18 protein-coding genes and 1 other RNA gene are annotated in these 16,745 nt (G+C 60.0%); 11 read left to right on the top strand and 8 right to left on the bottom strand.

From position 1 onward, the window contains the following. The first annotated feature begins 197 nt into the window (after window positions 1-197). The 4 genes from rho (at window position 198) to JFT58_RS01670 (ending at window position 6,090) form a co-directional block, all read left to right on the top strand. Complete coding sequence (gene rho, locus JFT58_RS01685; RefSeq protein ID WP_003176825.1) at window positions 198-1,457, top strand: transcription termination factor Rho; 1,260 nt, start codon at window positions 198-200, stop codon at window positions 1,455-1,457. A gap of 156 nt (window positions 1,458-1,613) precedes the next feature. Further along, window positions 1,614-3,596, top strand: coding sequence for an acyltransferase family protein (locus tag JFT58_RS01680; protein WP_054895998.1), 1,983 nt, complete (start codon window positions 1,614-1,616; stop codon window positions 3,594-3,596). A 59-nt stretch (window positions 3,597-3,655) separates the two neighbouring features. After that, window positions 3,656-5,122, top strand: a complete 1,467-nt coding sequence (ubiD, locus tag JFT58_RS01675) for a 4-hydroxy-3-polyprenylbenzoate decarboxylase (protein ID WP_003195329.1) — start codon at window positions 3,656-3,658, stop codon at window positions 5,120-5,122. Continuing rightward, entirely contained in the window at window positions 5,122-6,090 is a 969-nt protein-coding gene (locus JFT58_RS01670; protein ID WP_034129017.1) for a CDP-6-deoxy-delta-3,4-glucoseen reductase, read from the top strand. Before ubiD ends, JFT58_RS01670 begins: the two co-directional genes overlap by 1 nt. 60 nt (window positions 6,091-6,150) lie before the next feature. Here the strand turns inward: JFT58_RS01670 and JFT58_RS01665 are convergent, their stop codons facing one another. Then, window positions 6,151-6,633 (bottom strand): hypothetical protein, encoded by a 483-nt coding sequence (locus JFT58_RS01665; protein ID WP_054895997.1) that lies wholly within the window; start codon window positions 6,631-6,633, stop codon window positions 6,151-6,153. A 250-nt stretch (window positions 6,634-6,883) separates the two neighbouring features. On the opposite strand from JFT58_RS01665, the gene JFT58_RS01660 reads away from it, so the two are divergent. Then, on the top strand, window positions 6,884-7,537 hold the full coding sequence (locus JFT58_RS01660) for a gamma-glutamylcyclotransferase (RefSeq protein ID WP_054895996.1): 654 nt from the start codon (window positions 6,884-6,886) through the stop codon (window positions 7,535-7,537). On the opposite strand, the gene glpT is transcribed toward JFT58_RS01660, so the two are convergent. Together glpT and JFT58_RS01650 are read right to left on the bottom strand one after the other, a co-directional pair. Beyond that, window positions 7,534-8,871 carry a glycerol-3-phosphate transporter gene (gene glpT / locus JFT58_RS01655; RefSeq protein ID WP_003195321.1) on the bottom strand — a complete coding sequence of 446 codons (1,338 nt, stop codon included), beginning with the start codon at window positions 8,869-8,871 and terminating at the stop codon, window positions 7,534-7,536. The genes JFT58_RS01660 and glpT overlap by 4 nt on opposite strands. 291 nt (window positions 8,872-9,162) lie before the next feature. Next, complete coding sequence (locus JFT58_RS01650; RefSeq protein WP_054895995.1) at window positions 9,163-10,140, bottom strand: NADPH:quinone oxidoreductase family protein; 978 nt, start codon at window positions 10,138-10,140, stop codon at window positions 9,163-9,165. Between the two features lie 150 nt (window positions 10,141-10,290). On the opposite strand from JFT58_RS01650, the gene JFT58_RS01645 reads away from it, so the two are divergent. After that, on the top strand, window positions 10,291-10,698 hold the full coding sequence (locus tag JFT58_RS01645; RefSeq protein WP_014720413.1) for a flagellar basal body-associated protein FliL: 408 nt from the start codon (window positions 10,291-10,293) through the stop codon (window positions 10,696-10,698). A 115-nt stretch (window positions 10,699-10,813) separates the two neighbouring features. On the opposite strand, the gene JFT58_RS01640 is transcribed toward JFT58_RS01645, so the two are convergent. Beyond that, a complete protein-coding gene (locus tag JFT58_RS01640; protein ID WP_054895994.1) occupies window positions 10,814-11,263 on the bottom strand; it encodes an EVE domain-containing protein in 450 nt (149 codons plus the stop codon). Window positions 11,264-11,458: 195 nt separating this feature from the next. Here JFT58_RS01640 and JFT58_RS01635 point away from each other — a divergent pair, with 195 nt between their 5' ends. Then, the gene (locus JFT58_RS01635) at window positions 11,459-11,608 is read left to right on the top strand and encodes a hypothetical protein (RefSeq protein ID WP_010207387.1); all 150 of its coding nucleotides are present in this window, start codon (window positions 11,459-11,461) and stop codon (window positions 11,606-11,608) included. Between the two features lie 9 nt (window positions 11,609-11,617). Here the strand turns inward: JFT58_RS01635 and JFT58_RS01630 are convergent, their stop codons facing one another. The 4 genes from JFT58_RS01630 to JFT58_RS01615 all read right to left on the bottom strand — a co-directional run bounded on the left by JFT58_RS01630 (window position 11,618) and on the right by JFT58_RS01615 (window position 13,040). Further along, complete coding sequence (locus tag JFT58_RS01630; RefSeq protein ID WP_034129012.1) at window positions 11,618-12,250, bottom strand: 5-formyltetrahydrofolate cyclo-ligase; 633 nt, start codon at window positions 12,248-12,250, stop codon at window positions 11,618-11,620. 57 nt (window positions 12,251-12,307) lie between these two features. Next, window positions 12,308-12,486, bottom strand: a non-coding RNA gene (gene ssrS, locus JFT58_RS01625) — 6S RNA. Window positions 12,487-12,516: 30 nt separating this feature from the next. Then, on the bottom strand, window positions 12,517-12,834 hold the full coding sequence (locus JFT58_RS01620; RefSeq protein WP_054895993.1) for a cell division protein ZapA: 318 nt from the start codon (window positions 12,832-12,834) through the stop codon (window positions 12,517-12,519). Beyond that, window positions 12,831-13,040 (bottom strand): TIGR02449 family protein, encoded by a 210-nt coding sequence (locus JFT58_RS01615; RefSeq protein ID WP_003177365.1) that lies wholly within the window; start codon window positions 13,038-13,040, stop codon window positions 12,831-12,833. Before JFT58_RS01615 ends, JFT58_RS01620 begins: the two co-directional genes overlap by 4 nt. Before the next feature lie 138 nt (window positions 13,041-13,178). Here JFT58_RS01615 and JFT58_RS01610 point away from each other — a divergent pair, with 138 nt between their 5' ends. Genes JFT58_RS01610 through JFT58_RS01595 form a run of 4 tightly spaced genes read left to right on the top strand, consistent with a single transcriptional unit; the run spans window position 13,179 to window position 16,742 of the window. Beyond that, complete coding sequence (locus tag JFT58_RS01610; RefSeq protein ID WP_034129010.1) at window positions 13,179-13,736, top strand: YecA/YgfB family protein; 558 nt, start codon at window positions 13,179-13,181, stop codon at window positions 13,734-13,736. A gap of 21 nt (window positions 13,737-13,757) precedes the next feature. Next, window positions 13,758-15,080, top strand: a complete 1,323-nt coding sequence (pepP, locus tag JFT58_RS01605) for a Xaa-Pro aminopeptidase (RefSeq protein ID WP_034129009.1) — start codon at window positions 13,758-13,760, stop codon at window positions 15,078-15,080. Continuing rightward, the gene (ubiH, locus tag JFT58_RS01600; protein ID WP_054895992.1) at window positions 15,077-16,264 is read left to right on the top strand and encodes a 2-octaprenyl-6-methoxyphenyl hydroxylase; all 1,188 of its coding nucleotides are present in this window, start codon (window positions 15,077-15,079) and stop codon (window positions 16,262-16,264) included. Before pepP ends, ubiH begins: the two co-directional genes overlap by 4 nt. Further along, window positions 16,257-16,742 carry a DUF4442 domain-containing protein gene (locus JFT58_RS01595; protein WP_198834280.1) on the top strand — a complete coding sequence of 162 codons (486 nt, stop codon included), beginning with the start codon at window positions 16,257-16,259 and terminating at the stop codon, window positions 16,740-16,742. The genes ubiH and JFT58_RS01595 overlap by 8 nt, the downstream gene beginning before the upstream one ends. The last annotated feature ends 3 nt before the right edge of the window (window positions 16,743-16,745 follow it).

The following is a 16,745-nucleotide window of genomic DNA, read 5'->3' as shown; positions in this document are numbered from 1 at the left end:
TCGTAAAGCAGGGCTAGACGCTCCGAAATCCAGGTGGTACATTCGGCCCCGCAGTGGTTTCTCCACTGCCCCCTGCAAGCCGTCGCCGACGCATTCCTTTTCGATTAGTACGCGATCCTGTCGCCTTCTCTGCGGCGCGGCCTCATTAAGCCAAAAGCTTAATTTCCCCCCTCCATAAATGATTACGTCATTCCTATATGAATCTGACTGAACTCAAGCAAAAGCCGATTACCGACCTGCTCCAATTGGCCGAAGAAATGGGCATAGAAAATATGGCCCGTTCGCGCAAGCAGGACGTGATTTTCTCCCTGCTCAAGAAGCACGCGAAAAGCGGCGAGGAAATCTCCGGTGATGGCGTGCTGGAGATCCTCCAGGACGGCTTCGGCTTCCTCCGCTCTGCAGACGCGTCCTATCTCGCCGGCCCAGACGATATCTACGTCTCGCCGAGCCAGATCCGTCGCTTCAACTTGCGCACTGGTGACACCATCGTTGGCAAGATCCGTCCTCCGAAGGAAGGCGAGCGTTACTTCGCCCTGCTCAAGGTCGACACGATCAACTTCGACCGCCCAGAGAACGCGAAAAACAAGATTCTCTTCGAGAACCTGACCCCGCTGTTCCCGACCGTGCGCATGAAGATGGAAGCCGGTAACGGCTCCACCGAAGACTTGACCGGTCGTGTGATCGATCTCTGCGCTCCGATCGGCAAAGGCCAGCGTGGCCTGATCGTCGCACCGCCGAAAGCCGGCAAGACCATCATGCTGCAGAACATCGCCGCGAACATTGCACGTAACAACCCTGAAGTTCATCTGATCGTGCTGTTGATCGATGAGCGTCCGGAAGAAGTGACCGAAATGCAGCGCACCGTGCGCGGCGAAGTGGTTGCCTCGACGTTCGATGAGCCGCCAACCCGCCACGTGCAGGTTGCCGAAATGGTGATCGAAAAGGCCAAGCGCCTGGTCGAGCACAAGAAAGACGTGGTGATCCTGCTCGATTCCATCACGCGTCTGGCCCGTGCCTACAACACCGTGATCCCGAGCTCCGGCAAGGTGCTGACCGGTGGTGTCGATGCCCACGCCCTGGAGAAGCCAAAGCGTTTCTTCGGCGCTGCGCGGAACATCGAAGAAGGCGGCTCGCTGACCATTATCGCCACCGCGCTGGTTGAAACCGGCTCGAAGATGGACGAAGTGATCTACGAAGAGTTCAAGGGTACCGGCAACATGGAACTGCCTTTGGACCGCCGCATCGCTGAAAAGCGTGTGTTCCCGGCGATCAACATCAACCGCTCCGGCACCCGCCGCGAAGAGTTGCTGACCGCAGACGACGAACTGCAGCGTATGTGGATCCTGCGCAAGCTGCTGCACCCGATGGACGAAGTCGCGGCCATCGAGTTTCTGATCGACAAGCTGAAAACCACCAAGACCAACGACGAGTTCTTCCTGTCGATGAAACGCAAGTAATACAGCGTTTTAGGTCCAAAAAAATGGCGTCCTTAATGGGACGCCATTTTTTTTGCGTCGAGATTCTGCGATTTTTGTGGCATAAGTATCCGTTAAGTAACAAAAATTGACGCGTGACTTCGCTCATCCCTTTCGTCGCAGACTGACCACATTCTTATGACCACCCTTGCTTACCGCAGAGACATCGATGGCCTGCGTGCCATTGCTGTCCTTGCAGTCGTGTTGTTCCACTTTGGTGTCCCTGGCATTACTGGCGGTTTTGTTGGCGTTGACGTCTTCTTCGTCATCTCAGGTTTCCTGATCACGTCAATTATCTGGCGTGAGCGTCAAGCTGGACGCTTCAGCTTCATCGACTTCTGGGCTCGTCGAGCCCGGCGTATCTTGCCGGCCCTGTTTGTGATGATCGCCGCGACACTGGCAGTGGGTTGGTTTCTGTTGGCGCCCAAGGACTATGAGGAGTTAGGGCGGTCTGCGCACTATCAGGTGACCTTTACGTCGAACCTGTTGTTCTCGCGTCAGCATGGCTACTTTGATGCCTCATCCGACATCAAGCCCTTGCTGCATACCTGGTCGCTTGCAGTAGAAGAGCAGTTCTATATTTTCTTCCCATTGCTGCTGACGTTGCTTTCCAGTCGGTTGAAGCACTGGCGCCTGGCATTGTTCGCGGTACTGTTGGTGTCGTTTGGCATGAGCGTCTGGGCGGTTCAGCATGAGCCGCAGAAAGCCTTCTTCCTGTTGCATCTGCGGGCCTGGGAACTACTGGCCGGTGCAATGCTGGCGGTGCAGCCCAAGCGTGAATGGCGCGCCTCGCCGGCCTTGGCTCAAGGGGTCAGCCTGGCTTCCCTGGCATTGATCCTCATCGCTGTGCTGGGCTACGACGCGAAAACGCCGTTCCCAGGTGCGACCGCGTTGTTGCCCGTGCTGGGGGTGGTCGGGTTGATCTGGGCCAACGGTCAGCAACAGACCTGGGTCGCTCGCCTGTTGGGCACACGGATCATGGTGGGTATCGGGCTGATCTCTTATTCCTGGTACCTCTGGCACTGGCCGGTGTTCGTGTACGCCAACTATGCCGCGGTGGATGGCTTGAGCGCGCTGGAGCTGGCGGGGCTGATGCTGCTTTCGCTGGTGCTGGGCTATCTGTCCTGGCGCTTCGTGGAAACGCCGTTCCGGGAAAAACGTTTGCTGGCTTCGCGTAAGGCGATTCTGGCGTCAGCCATGGTCGGCATTCTGGGGCTGGGCTTCACTGGCCTTGCGATACGCGAAGCTGACGGCGTGCCTTCGCGCTTGTCCGAACAGGCGTTGCGTTTTGCCCAGGCCAAGAAGTGGAGCCCTGACCTGCTGGCGTGCATGGCCGACAAAGATACGCCCGATGAACGCTTGTTCTGCCATTTCGGCCCGAAAGGCCAATCTGTTTCAGCGCTGGTATGGGGCGACAGTCACGCCACTGCGCTGATACCCGCACTTAAAGAGGGCGCTGATCGCCACGATATCAGCCTGGTCGAAGCCAGTTTTGCCGGCTGTATTCCCCTCGATGGCCTGGAGAATATTGCCCGCTGCGCGCATTTCAATCGTCGCGTCGAGAAGGCCATGTCCGAGCAGGCTTTCAGCGATGTGGTGTTGGCCGCCCGCTGGAGCCTGTATGTGTACGGGCAAATGTCCGGTGACAAGGAGCATGCGCTCAAAGACCCGGGCACCGGCCAGTATGTGCGTGCCGTCGCCGAACAACGCTTTGCCCAGGGCTTGCGCGAGCGCATCCAGGGCTTGCGCGCTGCCGGGCACAAGGTCTGGCTGGTCAAGGAAGTGCCGCTGCAGGAAATCATCGTACCTTACCGTCTCAGCCGCCTGGCCATGATGAACCGCCCCGTGGACGGTGAAGGGCTCGCCGTGGCCGAGCATGTAAAGCGCCAGGCCTTTATCACGCACTTGTTTGATGAGTTGGCGGCGGCCGACAGCGGTGTCGCGGTGCTGGACCCTGCACCTTTGCTGTGTGGCACCGACGGTGTATGCCGGGTCGAACTCAATGGCCGAGCGCTGTATACCGACGATAACCACCTTTCAGACGTCGGCGCGCGACACATCGAAGCCTTCCTGGAGCCGTTGTTCAGTTCGTTGCAATCACGCGGATTGACGGCCAATTAAGCTGCCAGCCGCCCTCAGAGCAGGTAGGATGTACGCCTATTTTACGGGTGGCATGGTTAATGAAATTCAAGGATCTTCGGGATTTCGTGCAGCAACTTGAGCAGCGCGGAGAGTTGAAACGTATCCAGATGCCGATTTCTCCGGTGCTGGAAATGACTGAGATTTGCGACCGCACCTTGCGCAACAAGGGCCCGGCGCTGTTGTTCGAAAACCCGACCGGCTTCGATATTCCGGTGCTGGGCAACCTGTTCGGCACTCCCGAGCGCGTGGCCTTTGGCATGGGCGCCGAGTCCGTCAGCGAACTGCGCGAGATCGGCAAGCTGCTGGCCTTTCTCAAGGAGCCCGAGCCGCCCAAGGGCTTGAAGGACGCCTGGTCCAAGCTGCCGATCTTCCGCAAGATCATTGCCATGGCCCCCAAGGTGGTCAAGGACGCGGTGTGCCAGGAAGTGGTCATTGAGGGCGACGATGTCGACCTGGCCATGCTCCCGGTGCAAACCTGCTGGCCCGGCGACGTCGGCCCGCTGATCACCTGGGGCCTGACCGTCACCAAAGGCCCGAACAAGGACCGCCAGAACCTCGGTATCTACCGTCAGCAAGTCATTGGCCGTAACAAAGTGATCATGCGCTGGCTGAGCCACCGTGGCGGCGCCCTCGACTTCCGTGAGTGGTGCGAAAAGCATCCCGGCAAGCCGTTCCCGGTATCCGTGGCCCTGGGTGCCGACCCGGCGACCATCCTCGGCGCGGTCACGCCCGTACCTGACAGCCTCTCCGAGTACGCTTTCGCCGGTTTGTTGCGCGGTAATCGCACGGAGCTGGTGAAGTGCCGCGGTAATGACCTGCAAGTGCCGGCCACCGCCGAAATCATCCTTGAAGGCGTGATTCACCCAGGTGAAATGGCCGATGAAGGCCCCTACGGCGACCACACCGGTTACTACAACGAAGTCGACAGCTTCCCGGTGTTCACCGTCGAGCGCATCACCCATCGGGTCAAGCCGATCTACCACAGCACCTACACGGGTCGTCCGCCCGATGAGCCCGCCATCCTCGGCGTGGCGCTCAACGAAGTGTTCGTGCCGATCCTGCAAAAGCAATTCCCGGAAATCACCGACTTCTACCTGCCGCCCGAGGGCTGTTCGTATCGCATGGCCATCGTGACCATGAAGAAGTCGTATCCGGGGCATGCCAAGCGGGTAATGCTCGGCGTATGGTCGTTTTTGCGACAGTTCATGTACACCAAGTTCGTTATTGTCACCGACGACGACATCAATGCCCGGGACTGGAACGACGTGATCTGGGCCATCACCACGCGCATGGACCCCAAGCGCGATACGGTGATGATCGACAACACGCCTATCGACTACCTCGACTTCGCGTCGCCGGTATCGGGCCTTGGCTCAAAGATGGGCCTGGATGCCACGCACAAATGGCCGGGCGAAACCACGCGTGAGTGGGGCCGGGTGATCGTCAAGGATGAAGCTGTCACTGCGCGGGTCGATGCGATCTGGAAAGAATTGGGAATAGATTGATGCGTGTAACCCTGCAACCTTCCGGTGCTGTGCTGGAGCTGGCTCCTGGCGAGCGAATCCTCGAAGGCGCCCGTCGCCTGGGCTATGAGTGCCCTCAAGCCTGTCGCAATGGCGTGTGCCATGTCTGCGCGGCGTTGCTGGTGGAGGGCCGGGTACGCCAAGCCGGGGAAGTGCGCGATCATGGGGAGTTCTACACCTGTATCGCCGAGCCCCTGGAGGATTGTGTGGTGCTGTGGGATGGCGTTCTGGCGCCGGGAGAGTTGCCGTTGCGCAAATTGTCGTGCCAATTGATCGAGTGTGCGCAAGTGGGTGGCGATGTGTGGCGCGTGCGCCTGCGCGCCCCGGCTGGCAAGGCGGTGCGTTATCACGCCGGGCAATACCTGATGATCGAGCGGGACAACGGCGAGAAGTCAGCGTTTTCCCTGGCCTCGGCGCCCCATGCCGGGCGTGAGTTGGAGTTGCATGTACTGGCACGGGAAGCCAGCGCGCGCAGCCTCATCGAACAGTTGCAGCGTAACCAGATGGCGCGCGTCGAGCTGCCGTTTGGCGACACTCACCTGGCTGAACTGCCAGACGGGCCACTGGTACTGATGGCCGCCGGCACCGGCATGGCGCAGATGAACAGTCTGATCGAGCATTGCCGCGCTTCAGGTTTCAAGCACCCGGTGCATCTGTATTGGGGCGTGCGTCTGCCGGAAGATTTCTACGAAATCGAGCATTGGGATCAATGGCTGCAATTACCCAACCTGTTCCTGCACAAAGTCGTCAGCGACCTGTGTGGTTGGGAAGGGCGCTGTGGTTTGCTGCATGAGGCAGTGTGCGAAGACATTGCCGACCTCAATAGCGTGCACGTCTACGCCAGCGGTTCGCCGGCGATGATCTACGGCACGCTGGACGCACTGGTCAGCGCCGGCATGGATGCGCACCGGATGCGCGCCGACGTCTTCGCCTACGCCCCAAGGCCCTGAAGCCTTGCGCTGAATAATGTAGGAGCAGGCAAGTCAGCTCCCACAGGGGACAGTGTCGTGTCAGAAGCGCACGCCAGTTGTCACCATTGCCGCGTTGAACCCGAGCAACACCAACTCCGCCGCCACCGGCCCGTAATGCGCGCCCACCGACGGAATGATCACCGGCGCCACACCGAATCGGTTCAACGGGATCTTGTCGCGGTAGTCGCCGCGATAGCCCTGAAGCAGCCCGCCGGTCAATTTTGTATACACCGGATAGTCGGCCAGGTCATAGCGCTTGCCCGCATAGGCGTAGTACGAGCGCTGGCGGAACGAGTTGCGAAAAGTCACCCCACCATACAACAGCCCCGATGCCTCGTTGCGTTCCAGGCCGATCAAGTCCTGCTTGTTGTTGTGCTCGGGGTCGGGTGCGAAGTGCCGGGTGTAGACACTGGTCTGGGCGTACCAGAAGCCTTTGTCGTCGTTGGCGAGTGGGGTTTCGCTCGCCAGCGCGGTGGTGGCTTGGGCCAGGAACAACAGCCCAGGCAATCGAAATTTTTTCATGGGGCGACCTCGATAGTCGATGTAATGAACGGCTAAGTGGGTCGTTATGTGCGCGCTAGTTTGACGGCATGGCGCCCGCCCAGGCTGAACCGGGGCTGACAGTAGCGGGATTAACCGTCCAGATCCTGACGAGTGGCGGCGTTGATTAATGCCCAGTGGCACTTTTTCGCCGTACGGTTACAGCGCTGCGTTTTATTACGGTAAAGTCGCTCACAACTGGTAACACTCAGGAGGCGTACCGCATTTCGCCATGACCGCCATTGAAACCGATCTTCTGCAATTGGCTTACCCTCCGCGCCTCGATCTTGGGCCGCAACTCACACACGAACAGTTGATGAGCTCGATGCAAGCCACCATGGCACGGCATAAGGGTGGGCCGGTGTGGCTATTTGCTTATGGTTCGCTGATCTGGCGCCCTGAATGTTCATCCACCGAGCGCGTTCGGGCACGGGTCCACGGTTATCACCGGGGCTTGTACCTGTGGTCCCATGAGCATCGGGGTACGCCGGAATTGCCGGGGTTGGTGTTTGGGCTGGACCGCGGTGGTTCCTGCAGCGGGTTCGCCTACCGTTTGCCGGAAGATCAGTTGGAGGCCTCGCTGTATGCCCTGTGGCAACGCGAGATGCCATACCCCTCTTACCGGCCGCACTGGCTCAGCTGCCGATTGCAAGATGGCAGTACCGTGCAGGCGTTGGGGTTTGTGTTGGAGCGGCATTTGCCCAGCTATGCCGGCAACTTGCCTGATATCGTGCTTAATCATGTACTGCAAAGCGCTTGCGGGCGTTACGGCACGACTCGCGATTATGTCGAGCAGACCGTGAACGCCCTGCGTAGCCACGCCATGCCAGATAAAAACCTGGAGGCGCGGCTCAAGCGTTGTGCCAAGGGTTGCCCGGGCGATTAACGCGCCGAGCTGACACTGTTGGTGTGCCACAGCGTGGGGATCAGGAACGCGATCGCCAGTACGCACGCACCAATCAGCAGCACGAAACCACCGTCCCAGCCGAAATGGTCGACCGTGTAGCCCATGGCCGCACTTGCCGCTACCGAACCGCCCAGGTAACCGAACAGACCGGTGAAGCCCGCTGCGGTGCCGGCGGCCTTCTTCGGAGCCAGTTCCAGTGCCTGCAGGCCGATCAGCATCACCGGGCCGTAGATCAGGAAGCCGATGGAGAACAGCGCAATCATGTCGATCATCGGGTTGCCCGGCGGGTTGAGCCAGTAAACCAGGGTTGCCACTGTCACCAGGGCCATGAACACGATGCCGGTCAGGCCGCGGTTGCCACGGAAGATCTTGTCCGACATCCAGCCGCATAGCAGCGTGCCCGGAATACCTGCCCACTCGTAGAAGAAGTACGCCCAGGACGACTTATCGACTGTGAAGTGCTTGGCTTCTTTCAAGTAGGTCGGCGCCCAGTCCAGTACGCCGTAGCGCAGCAGATAGACAAACACGTTGGCGAAGGCGATGTACCAGAGCATTTTGTTGCGCAGCACGTACTTGACGAAGATTTCCTTGGCGCTGAATTCGTCTTCGTGGCTGGCATCGTAGCCTTCCGGGTAATCGTTCTTGTACTGCTCGATAGGCGGCAGGCCCACCGATTGCGGTGTGTCGCGCATGGTGATGAAGGCAAACGCTGCCACCGCCAAGGCCACGGTGGCCGGTACATAGAACGCCGCATGCCAGTCGTTGAACCACGCCATGCCCAGCAGGAACAGCGGGCCGATCAAGCCACCGCCGACGTTATGCGCCACGTTCCACACGGACACCACGCCGCCGCGTTCTTTCTGCGACCACCAGTGCACCATGGTCCGCCCACTTGGCGGCCAACCCATGCCCTGGGCCCAGCCGTTGATGAACAGCAAAATGAACATCATGGTCACGCTGGACGTTGCCCAAGGTGCGAAACCGAAAATGAACATCACCCCCGCCGAAACCAGCAGGCCAAAGGGCAGGAAATAGCGTGGGTTGGAGCGGTCGGACACTAGGCCCATCAGGAATTTGGACAAGCCGTAGGCAATCGCGATCGCCGACATCGCCAGGCCCAGTTCACCGCGGGTGTAACCCTCGTCGATCAGGTAGGGCATGGCCAGGGAGAAGTTTTTACGCAGCAGGTAGTAACCGGCGTAACCAAAGAAAATACCCGCGAAGATCTGCCAGCGCAGCCGTCGGTAGGTACTGTCTATTTTTTCTTCAGGCAGGGGCGCCTGGTGTGCGGCAGGACGAAAGAAAGCAAACATTCAAGAGCTCCAAATTTCTTGTTTTGACTGCGGATGCGAATGTTACAGTTTCGTTACCGAAAATAGCATCGCCTCTTATCTGCAAACACAGGAAACGAGAGCAATTGCATGTTCTTTTACGAACATGTCGCCTATAGATAAGTGATAGTCGTGGTTAGGTCCTAAGACCGCGAAGTAACTGCTGTGGGAGCTGGCTGGCCTGCGATGACGGTCTTTCAGCTTCATCTGTAGCAGCTGACTCACCGCTGTCGCAGGCAAGCCAGCTCCCACATGGATTGCATTTCAGGTGTGTTATCGGGTTTGGACAACTATTTTACCCACTGCCTTGCGCTGCCCCAGATCATTGATCGCCTGTGCTGTCTGTTCCAGCGGATACACCTGTGACACCAACGGCTTCAACTTGCCCTCGCCATACCACGTGAACAACTGCTGAAAATTCGCCGCGTTATCCTGCGGTTGGCGCTGGGCAAACGAACCCCAGAACACCCCGACCACCGCTGCGCCCTTGAGCAACGCCAGGTTCACCGGCAGTTCAGGAATACGCCCGCTGGCGAACCCCACCACCAGCAGCCGACCATTCCAGGCGATCGAACGAATGGCCTGGTCAAACAGGTCGCCACCCACCGGGTCGTAGATAACATCGGCGCCATTGCCATCGGTCAGGCGCTTGACCTCATCCTTGAGGCTGGCTTCGCTGTAGTTGATCAACTCATCGGCGCCGGCCGCCTTGGCTACTGCGAGCTTGTCGGCGCTGCTGGCGGCGGCAATCACCCGGGCGCCCATGGCCTTGCCGATCTCCACGGCGGCCAGGCCCACGCCGCCGGACGCACCAAGCACCAGCAAGGTCTCGCCGGGTTGCAGGTTGGCGCGTTGTTTCAGCGCATGCATGGAGGTGCCGTACGTCATGCTGAAGGCGGCGGCGGTGTTGAAATCCATGCTCGGCGGGATCGGCAGCACGTTATAGCCGGGCACCGCGACCTGCTCGGCAAAGCTGCCCCAGCCGGTCAGCGCCATCACACGGTCACCGACTTTCAGATGGCTGACTTTCTCACCCACTTCACTGACCACGCCTGCCGCTTCGCCACCGGGTGAGAACGGAAAGGGCGGCTTGAACTGGTATTTGCCTTCGATGATCAGGGTGTCCGGGAAATTCACCCCGGCGGCGTGCACGTCCAACAGGATTTCGTTCTTCTTGATCGCGGGGCTGGCGATCTCTTCCAGCACCAGGGTTTCGGCGGGGCCGAAGGCTTTGCACAGCACAGCTTTCATCGGACTATTCCTTTTGGCGTCGTGGCCGATAAGTGTAGGAGGGAACGCCCGTGGGTCAACGAGCATGCCCGCGCCTGATAAGCCCCCATAAGCTTGTGCTCAGCCTTGCTAGCGTTATGCTACCCGGCAACCGAATTCGAGGAATGAACTGTGAAAGCGTGGATCCTGTTGATGCTGGCCCTGACCTTGCCGATGGCAGCCCAGGCCGAAGAGGCCAAAGAGGGCGAGGCGCCGAAGGTCAGCTATATCAGCCTGAGCCCGCCGTTCGTGGGCAATTACGGCCTGGATGGCACCGCCAAGCTCAAGGTCTACAAGGCCGACATTGCACTGCGCGTGACCGGTGATGAGGCGGCGAAGCTGGTCAAGGCCAACGACCCGTTGATTCGCAACCAACTGGTCGCGCTGTTTACCCAGCAGACCAACGAGACCATGAGCAGTGTGGAAGGCAAGGAAAAGCTGCGTCAGGAAGCGTTGAAGCAAACGCAGCAGGTGATGAACGATGAAACCGGCAAGCCAGTGGTAGAAGACCTGCTGTTCAACAACCTGATCATCCAGTAAGTCGCTGCGCGACTATCGCGGGCAAGCCCGCTCCCACAGGGGCTCGCATTTCCAGTGTGGGAGCGGGCTTGCCCGCGAAGAGGCCCTGACAGGCACCGCAAGAAGCCAGTGTCAATTAAAGCAACTGCAGGACCACCGCCCACTGCTCCGGTGTGACTGCCATGACCGAAAGCCGGCTGCCCTTTTGCACCAGCGGCATTTCAGCCAGGGCAGTTTGCTGCTTTAGATAGCCGAGCCCCAGCACCTTGGGGAAGGTCTGCACGTGCGCGACATCGATCGCGCTCCACGGGTTTTTCTCCGGGGTGGCCTTGGCGTCGAAATAGTGGCTTTCTGGTTCCAGCGCAGTGGGGTCCGGATAGGCGGCCCGAGTGATTTTGCCGATGCCGGCAATCCCTGGCTCCGGGCAACTGGAGTGGTAGAAGAAAAACTCGTCGCCCACGGCCATGGCGCGCAAAAAGTTGCGGGCCTGATAGTTGCGTACCCCGTCCCAGCGCGCTTCGCCGAGCTTTTCCAGGCCGTTGATAGAGAGTTCGTCGGGCTCGGATTTCATCAGCCAGTAGGCCATTGTTGGGCTCCTGAAAAAGGCATTGGGCAAGTTGTCGGGCAATTGCATGACAAACCGACAGTCGGTTGGCGTCAAGGTTTGCGTGTTGGTTCACGTTACCGCAGAATGCGCGCTTTTAAGCTTGACGCAGCTGCAACGGACTACTTTGGAACGTTGTTGTCATCGTGTACGAGGTGCCTGAAAGGGGGGCAATCGATGCAACGTAAGCCGGATTTACTATGGATTTTGGTTATTTTGTTTGGTCTGGGCGTCGTGACCACCGGTTATGCCCAGAGCCTGTGGTCGAACAAGACCGATGCACCGGTTGAACTGGCTCAGCAGCAGCCACAACCGTTCAAGCGTTAACTCAAGCATTCACCAAGGCGCCGCTGTTTCCAGCGGCGTTTGTGCGTCATACCACTGTGTATCAGTCACCGTCCCCGCCAACGGCACATCCCAACTCGCCTGCGCCAGGCGTTCGACTTTCTGGCATTCATGGGCCAGCCCCAGCAGCGTTGGCTTGCGCCAGCTCTGGCGGCGGGCAAGATAGGCCAGGCTGCGATCGTAGAACCCGCCGCCCATGCCCAGGCGCCCACCCACATCGTCGAACCCCACCAGCGGCAATAACACCAGGTCCAGCGCCCAGACCTGGCGCTGACGATGGGCATTGACCCGTGGTTCAAGGATGCGAAAGCGGTTGGGCAGCAACTTGTCCCCAGGTCGTACACGCTGGAACACCATCTTGGTGCGCGGCCAGGCGCTGAGCACCGGCAGGTAAGTGGCTTTGCCGCGGCGCTGGGCCGCACGCAGCAGCAGGCGCGGATCGATTTCACCATCCGTGGGCAAATATAAAGAGATATGTTTGGCCCGGCGAAACAGCGGGTGCTGTGCCAGTTGCCGGTACAGACCCTGAGCGGCCTGGCGCTGCTCGCTTGGCGTGAGGGCGCGGCGGGCCTTGCGCAACATGCGTCGAAGTTGCGGACGAGATAGCGGCGCAGGTTCGGTCATGATTTTCGGCTCATAAAACAATGCCAGTCCGGGGACTGGCATTGAGTTTGGGAATTCAGGCTCCCCGACAGAGCCGCTGTCGACTTAGCCCTTGAACCCGAAAGTTCAAGGTGGAAGAAGCAGTAGGCTTTAAGGCTTTCCGTCTAGCGGACATGCACACCAGCCCAACGTGCAACTTCCAGGGTAGTGCGAATCGGCTCAGGGACATCGCCGACTGGCAAACACGCCAGGGAGTGGGGCGAGTATACCTTAAACCCGCTCGGCAATCAGCCCTTGGGTGTGTCTGAATCGGTGGAAAGCGCCAGATCCACGCGATCAAGCAGGTCACGCACCTGCTCGCGCGTCGAACCACTGGCCTGTACGTCAGGGCGCTCCTGCTTATGCAGCAGGTCGTGGGTGATATTCAGCGCGGCCATCACAGCGATGCGGTCGGCGCCAATCACTTTGCCGCTGCTGCGGATTTCGCGCATCTTGCCGTCCAGGTAGCGGGCAGCGCTCACCAGGTTGCTGCGTTCTTCCTGGGGGCAGATGATCGAATATTCTTTGTCGAGGATCTGCACGGTAACGCTATTGCTTGAACTCATGAGTCTTGCTCCAGGGCCTTCAGGCGCGAAATCATCGATTCGACCTTACGCCGGGCGATTTCGTTTTTTTCAATGAGGTGAGCGCGTTCCTCGCGCCAGGTCTTTTCCTGAGCTAATAGGAGTCCGTTTTGACTCTTAAGTTGCTCGACCCGATCAATTAGCAGTTCGAGTCTGGCCATCAGCGCTTGCAGGTCGGTGTCTTCCATTGGGTTCCACTGGATTTGTCTGATGAATGGCAACTGCAGGATAAACGATCTGACGCCCTCGATAGTCTTGGTACGTCTGCCGGTGCTAGGATACAGCGCTCCATTCTAGACATTGCGCCGTCTGGCGCCTAGCTCACCATGCCCATTCAAAATTCCCCGTACGACGCTTTTTCCAAACTGCTGAGCACCAGCGGCCACCCTTGCTCGCCTGCCGAACTGCACGGCGTGCTGTTGGGCCGCAGTTGCACCGGTGTGGGCTTTGATGCCGACAACTGGCTGGCCGATGTGGCCGAGTTGCTGGAAACCGAACCCACCGAGAACGTGCGCAATGCGTTGATCGGCCTGCAAGAGATGGTCAAGGGCGAGTTGACCGGTGACGACGTCACCGTGGTCCTGCTGCTGCCGACCGATGACGCGCCGCTTACCGAGCGCGCTGCTGCCCTGGGCCAATGGTGCCAGGGTTTCCTCCACGGTTTCGGCGTGAATGCTGGCGGCCTGGAGCTGAGCACCGACGCCAAGGAAGTGCTGCAGGACCTGGCGGCGATCTCACAGGTGCAAGATGCCCTGGAAGAGTCCGAAGATGGCGAAGGCGACTACATGGAAGTCATGGAATACCTGCGCGTCGCGCCGTTGCTGCTGTTCACCGAGACCAGGAAGTCCGCTGAGCCGGTCGCTGCCAAGCCGTCGTTGCACTAAAGAAAGGAAGCCCATCTGCCCATGATTCATATCCCCAAAGCGGAATACACCCGTCGCCGCAAGGCGCTCATGGCGCAGATGGAACCCAACAGCATCGCGATCCTGCCGGCCGCCGCCGTGGCCATCCGCAACCGCGATGTCGAGCATGTTTACCGCCAGGACAGCGATTTCCAGTACCTGAGCGGTTTCCCCGAGCCCGAAGCGGTGATCGTGCTGATGCCCGGTCGCCAGCATGGCGAGTACGTGCTGTTCTGCCGCGAGCGCAATGCCGAGCGCGAATTGTGGGACGGCCTGCGTGCGGGCACCGAGGGCGCGATTCGCGACTTTGGCGCGGATGACGCCTTCCCCATTACCGATATCGACGACATCCTGCCCGGCCTGATCGAAGGTCGCGACCGCGTGTACTCGGCCATGGGCAGCAATGCCGAGTTCGACCGGCACGTGATGGAGTGGATCAACGTGATCCGTTCCAAAGCACACCTGGGCGCCCAGCCGCCGAACGAATTCGTTGCCCTGGATCATTTGCTCCACGATATGCGCCTGTATAAATCGGCGGCAGAAGTGAAGGTGATGCGCGAGGCAGCGCGAATTTCCTGTGCGGCCCATGTGCGGGCGATGCAGGCCAGCCGTGCCGGCCTGCATGAGTTCAGCCTGGAAGCCGAGCTGGATTACGAGTTTCGCAAAGGCGGCGCGAAGATGCCGGCCTATGGCTCCATCGTCGCCGCCGGGCGCAACAGCTGCATCCTGCATTACCAGCAGAATGACGCGGTACTCAAGGACGGCGACCTGGTGCTGATCGACGCCGGGTGTGAGATCGATTGCTACGCCAGCGACATCACCCGTACCTGGCCGGTCAACGGCAAGTTTTCGCCGGAGCAGAAGGCGATCTACGAGATTGTGCTGGCCTCCCAGGAAGCCGCCTTCAAGCAGATCGCGCCGAACAAACATTGGAACCAGGCCCATGAGGCGACCGTGCAGGTCATCACCGCCGGCCTGGTGAAGCTGGGGTTGTTGCAAGGTGACGTTGACGAGTTGATCGCCAGCGAAGCCTACCGCGCCTTCTACATGCACCGTGCCGGCCACTGGCTGGGCATGGATGTGCATGATGTGGGCGAGTACAAAGTGGGCGGTGAATGGCGCGTGCTGGAAGTGGGCATGGCCTTGACCGTGGAGCCGGGCATCTATATTTCCCCAGACAACCAGAACGTGGCAAAAAAATGGCGTGGCATTGGCGTGCGCATCGAGGACGACGTGGTAGTGACCAAGCAAGGCTGTGAAATCCTGACTGGCGGCGTGCCCAAGACCGTTGCCGAGATCGAGGCGTTGATGGCGGCTGCCCGATGAGCCGGGTCAACCTGGCGATTATCGGCGGTGGCCTGGTGGGCGCCAGCCTGGCCCTGGCGTTGCAAGCGGGGGCCAAGGCGCGGGGTTGGAAGATCGTGCTGATCGAGCCCTTTGCACCGGGCGACAGTTACCAACCGAGCTACGATGCGCGCTCTTCCGCGCTGTCGTTTGGCGCGCGCCAGATTTACCAGCGGCTGGGCCTGTGGCATGCCATTTCCCGACGTGCGGAGCCGATCAAGCAGATCCATGTATCGGACCGTGGGCGCTTCTCCACCGCGCGTTTGTCCGCGATGGAGGAGGGCGTGCCAGCCCTGGGTTATGTGGTAGAAAACGCCTGGCTCGGCCAATGCCTGTGGCAAGGCTTGGACAAGGACGTGGTGAGCTGGCGCTGCCCGGCAGAAGTCACGCGCATGGAGCCGCTGCCCGATGGCTATCGCCTGACCCTCAACGATGAAACCGTGCTGGAATGCGACCTTGCGGTACTGGCCGATGGCGGCCGTTCCGGCCTGCGAGAGCAACTGGGCATTGGCGTGAAAACCCGGCCCTACAACCAGAGCGCGCTGATCGCCAACATCACCCCGAGCGAAGCGCACAATGGCGAGGCGTTCGAGCGCTTTACCGATGAAGGCCCCATGGCCTTGCTGCCGCTGCCGGACAACCGTTGCGCGCTGGTCTGGACCCGCATCGGCATGGACGCCCAGCGCTTGGCCAGCCTCGACGAGCGTAGCTTCCTGAGCGAACTGCAGGGTGTGTTCGGGTATCGCCTGGGCACCCTCAAGCAAGTGGGTGCCCGCCACCTGTACCCGTTGACCCTGGTGGAAGCCGAAGAGCAAGTGCGTTCGCACCTGGCGGTCCTCGGCAATGCCGCCCATAGCCTGCACCCTATTGCCGGGCAGGGGTTCAATCTGTCTCTGCGCGATGCCAATGCCTTGGCCGAAGCGCTGCTGGCCGGGCCTGCTGTGCCGGGTGACCTGGCGACTTTGCAAAGCTATCGCGAGCGCCAGCGCCTGGACCAGCAACTCACCGTAGGCTTCTCCGACCAGGTCACGCGCCTGTTTGGCAGTGCCCAACCGTTGGTGGCGCTGGGCCGCAATATGGGCTTGCTCGGCCTCGACCTGTTGCCACCAGCCAAACGCTGGTTCGCCCGCCAGGCCATGGGCCTGGGTACGCGTTCCGATGCGTAAGTGGCTAACCCAACGCGTGGGCAAGGCGCGGCTGTTGCGCTGGTTCCTCACCCTGTACCCGCCGTACCTCGGCGCCGGGGTGCGGGTGCAGGCACTGAGTGCCGACTTCCGGCATGCCAAGGTGCGCATGGGCCTGGGTTGGTACAACCGCAATTACGTCGGTATGCAATTTGGCGGCAGCCTGTATTCGATGGTCGATCCGTTCTACATGTTGCTGTTGATGGAAAACCTGGGCCGCGACTACATCGTGTGGGACAAGGCTGCGAGTATCGACTTCATCTCGCCGGGCAAAGGCCCGGTGTATGCCGAATTCTCCATCGACGACGCTTTGCTCGATGAAATCCGGCGCCAGACCGCAGGTGGCGAGAAATATCTGCCCCACCTCAAGGTCGAGATTCATGACGGCTCCGGCACCCTGGTGGCGCGGGTCGACAAAACCCTTTATGTGCGGCGCAAGCCGCCAGCGAGACAGGCTTGAATA

The organism is Pseudomonas sp. MF6767 (assembly GCF_016405475.1).
GTDB classification, from domain to species: domain Bacteria; phylum Pseudomonadota; class Gammaproteobacteria; order Pseudomonadales; family Pseudomonadaceae; genus Aquipseudomonas; species Aquipseudomonas paracarnis.
This window is presented reverse-complemented; position numbering and strand designations above follow the sequence as displayed.

What these genes read in the sequence shown, in the direction of transcription:
- JFT58_RS01620 (WP_054895993.1), bottom strand. Translation starts at nt 12,834, where the DNA reads ATGAGTTCAAGCAATAGCGTTACCGTGCAGATCCTCGACAAAGAATAT.
- JFT58_RS01630 (WP_034129012.1), bottom strand. Translation starts at nt 12,250, where the DNA reads ATGACCGAACCTGCGCCGCTATCTCGTCCGCAACTTCGACGCATGTTG.
- JFT58_RS01610 (WP_034129010.1), top strand. Translation starts at nt 13,179, where the DNA reads ATGCCCATTCAAAATTCCCCGTACGACGCTTTTTCCAAACTGCTGAGC.
- JFT58_RS01660 (WP_054895996.1), top strand. Translation starts at nt 6,884, where the DNA reads ATGACCGCCATTGAAACCGATCTTCTGCAATTGGCTTACCCTCCGCGC.
- JFT58_RS01680 (WP_054895998.1), top strand. Translation starts at nt 1,614, where the DNA reads ATGACCACCCTTGCTTACCGCAGAGACATCGATGGCCTGCGTGCCATT.
- JFT58_RS01615 (WP_003177365.1), bottom strand. Translation starts at nt 13,040, where the DNA reads ATGGAAGACACCGACCTGCAAGCGCTGATGGCCAGACTCGAACTGCTA.
- glpT (WP_003195321.1), bottom strand. Translation starts at nt 8,871, where the DNA reads ATGTTTGCTTTCTTTCGTCCTGCCGCACACCAGGCGCCCCTGCCTGAA.
- ubiD (WP_003195329.1), top strand. Translation starts at nt 3,656, where the DNA reads ATGAAATTCAAGGATCTTCGGGATTTCGTGCAGCAACTTGAGCAGCGC.
- JFT58_RS01650 (WP_054895995.1), bottom strand. Translation starts at nt 10,140, where the DNA reads ATGAAAGCTGTGCTGTGCAAAGCCTTCGGCCCCGCCGAAACCCTGGTG.
- pepP (WP_034129009.1), top strand. Translation starts at nt 13,758, where the DNA reads ATGATTCATATCCCCAAAGCGGAATACACCCGTCGCCGCAAGGCGCTC.
- JFT58_RS01595 (WP_198834280.1), top strand. Translation starts at nt 16,257, where the DNA reads ATGCGTAAGTGGCTAACCCAACGCGTGGGCAAGGCGCGGCTGTTGCGC.
- rho (WP_003176825.1), top strand. Translation starts at nt 198, where the DNA reads ATGAATCTGACTGAACTCAAGCAAAAGCCGATTACCGACCTGCTCCAA.
- JFT58_RS01640 (WP_054895994.1), bottom strand. Translation starts at nt 11,263, where the DNA reads ATGGCCTACTGGCTGATGAAATCCGAGCCCGACGAACTCTCTATCAAC.
- JFT58_RS01670 (WP_034129017.1), top strand. Translation starts at nt 5,122, where the DNA reads ATGCGTGTAACCCTGCAACCTTCCGGTGCTGTGCTGGAGCTGGCTCCT.
- JFT58_RS01665 (WP_054895997.1), bottom strand. Translation starts at nt 6,633, where the DNA reads ATGAAAAAATTTCGATTGCCTGGGCTGTTGTTCCTGGCCCAAGCCACC.
- JFT58_RS01635 (WP_010207387.1), top strand. Translation starts at nt 11,459, where the DNA reads ATGCAACGTAAGCCGGATTTACTATGGATTTTGGTTATTTTGTTTGGT.
- ubiH (WP_054895992.1), top strand. Translation starts at nt 15,077, where the DNA reads ATGAGCCGGGTCAACCTGGCGATTATCGGCGGTGGCCTGGTGGGCGCC.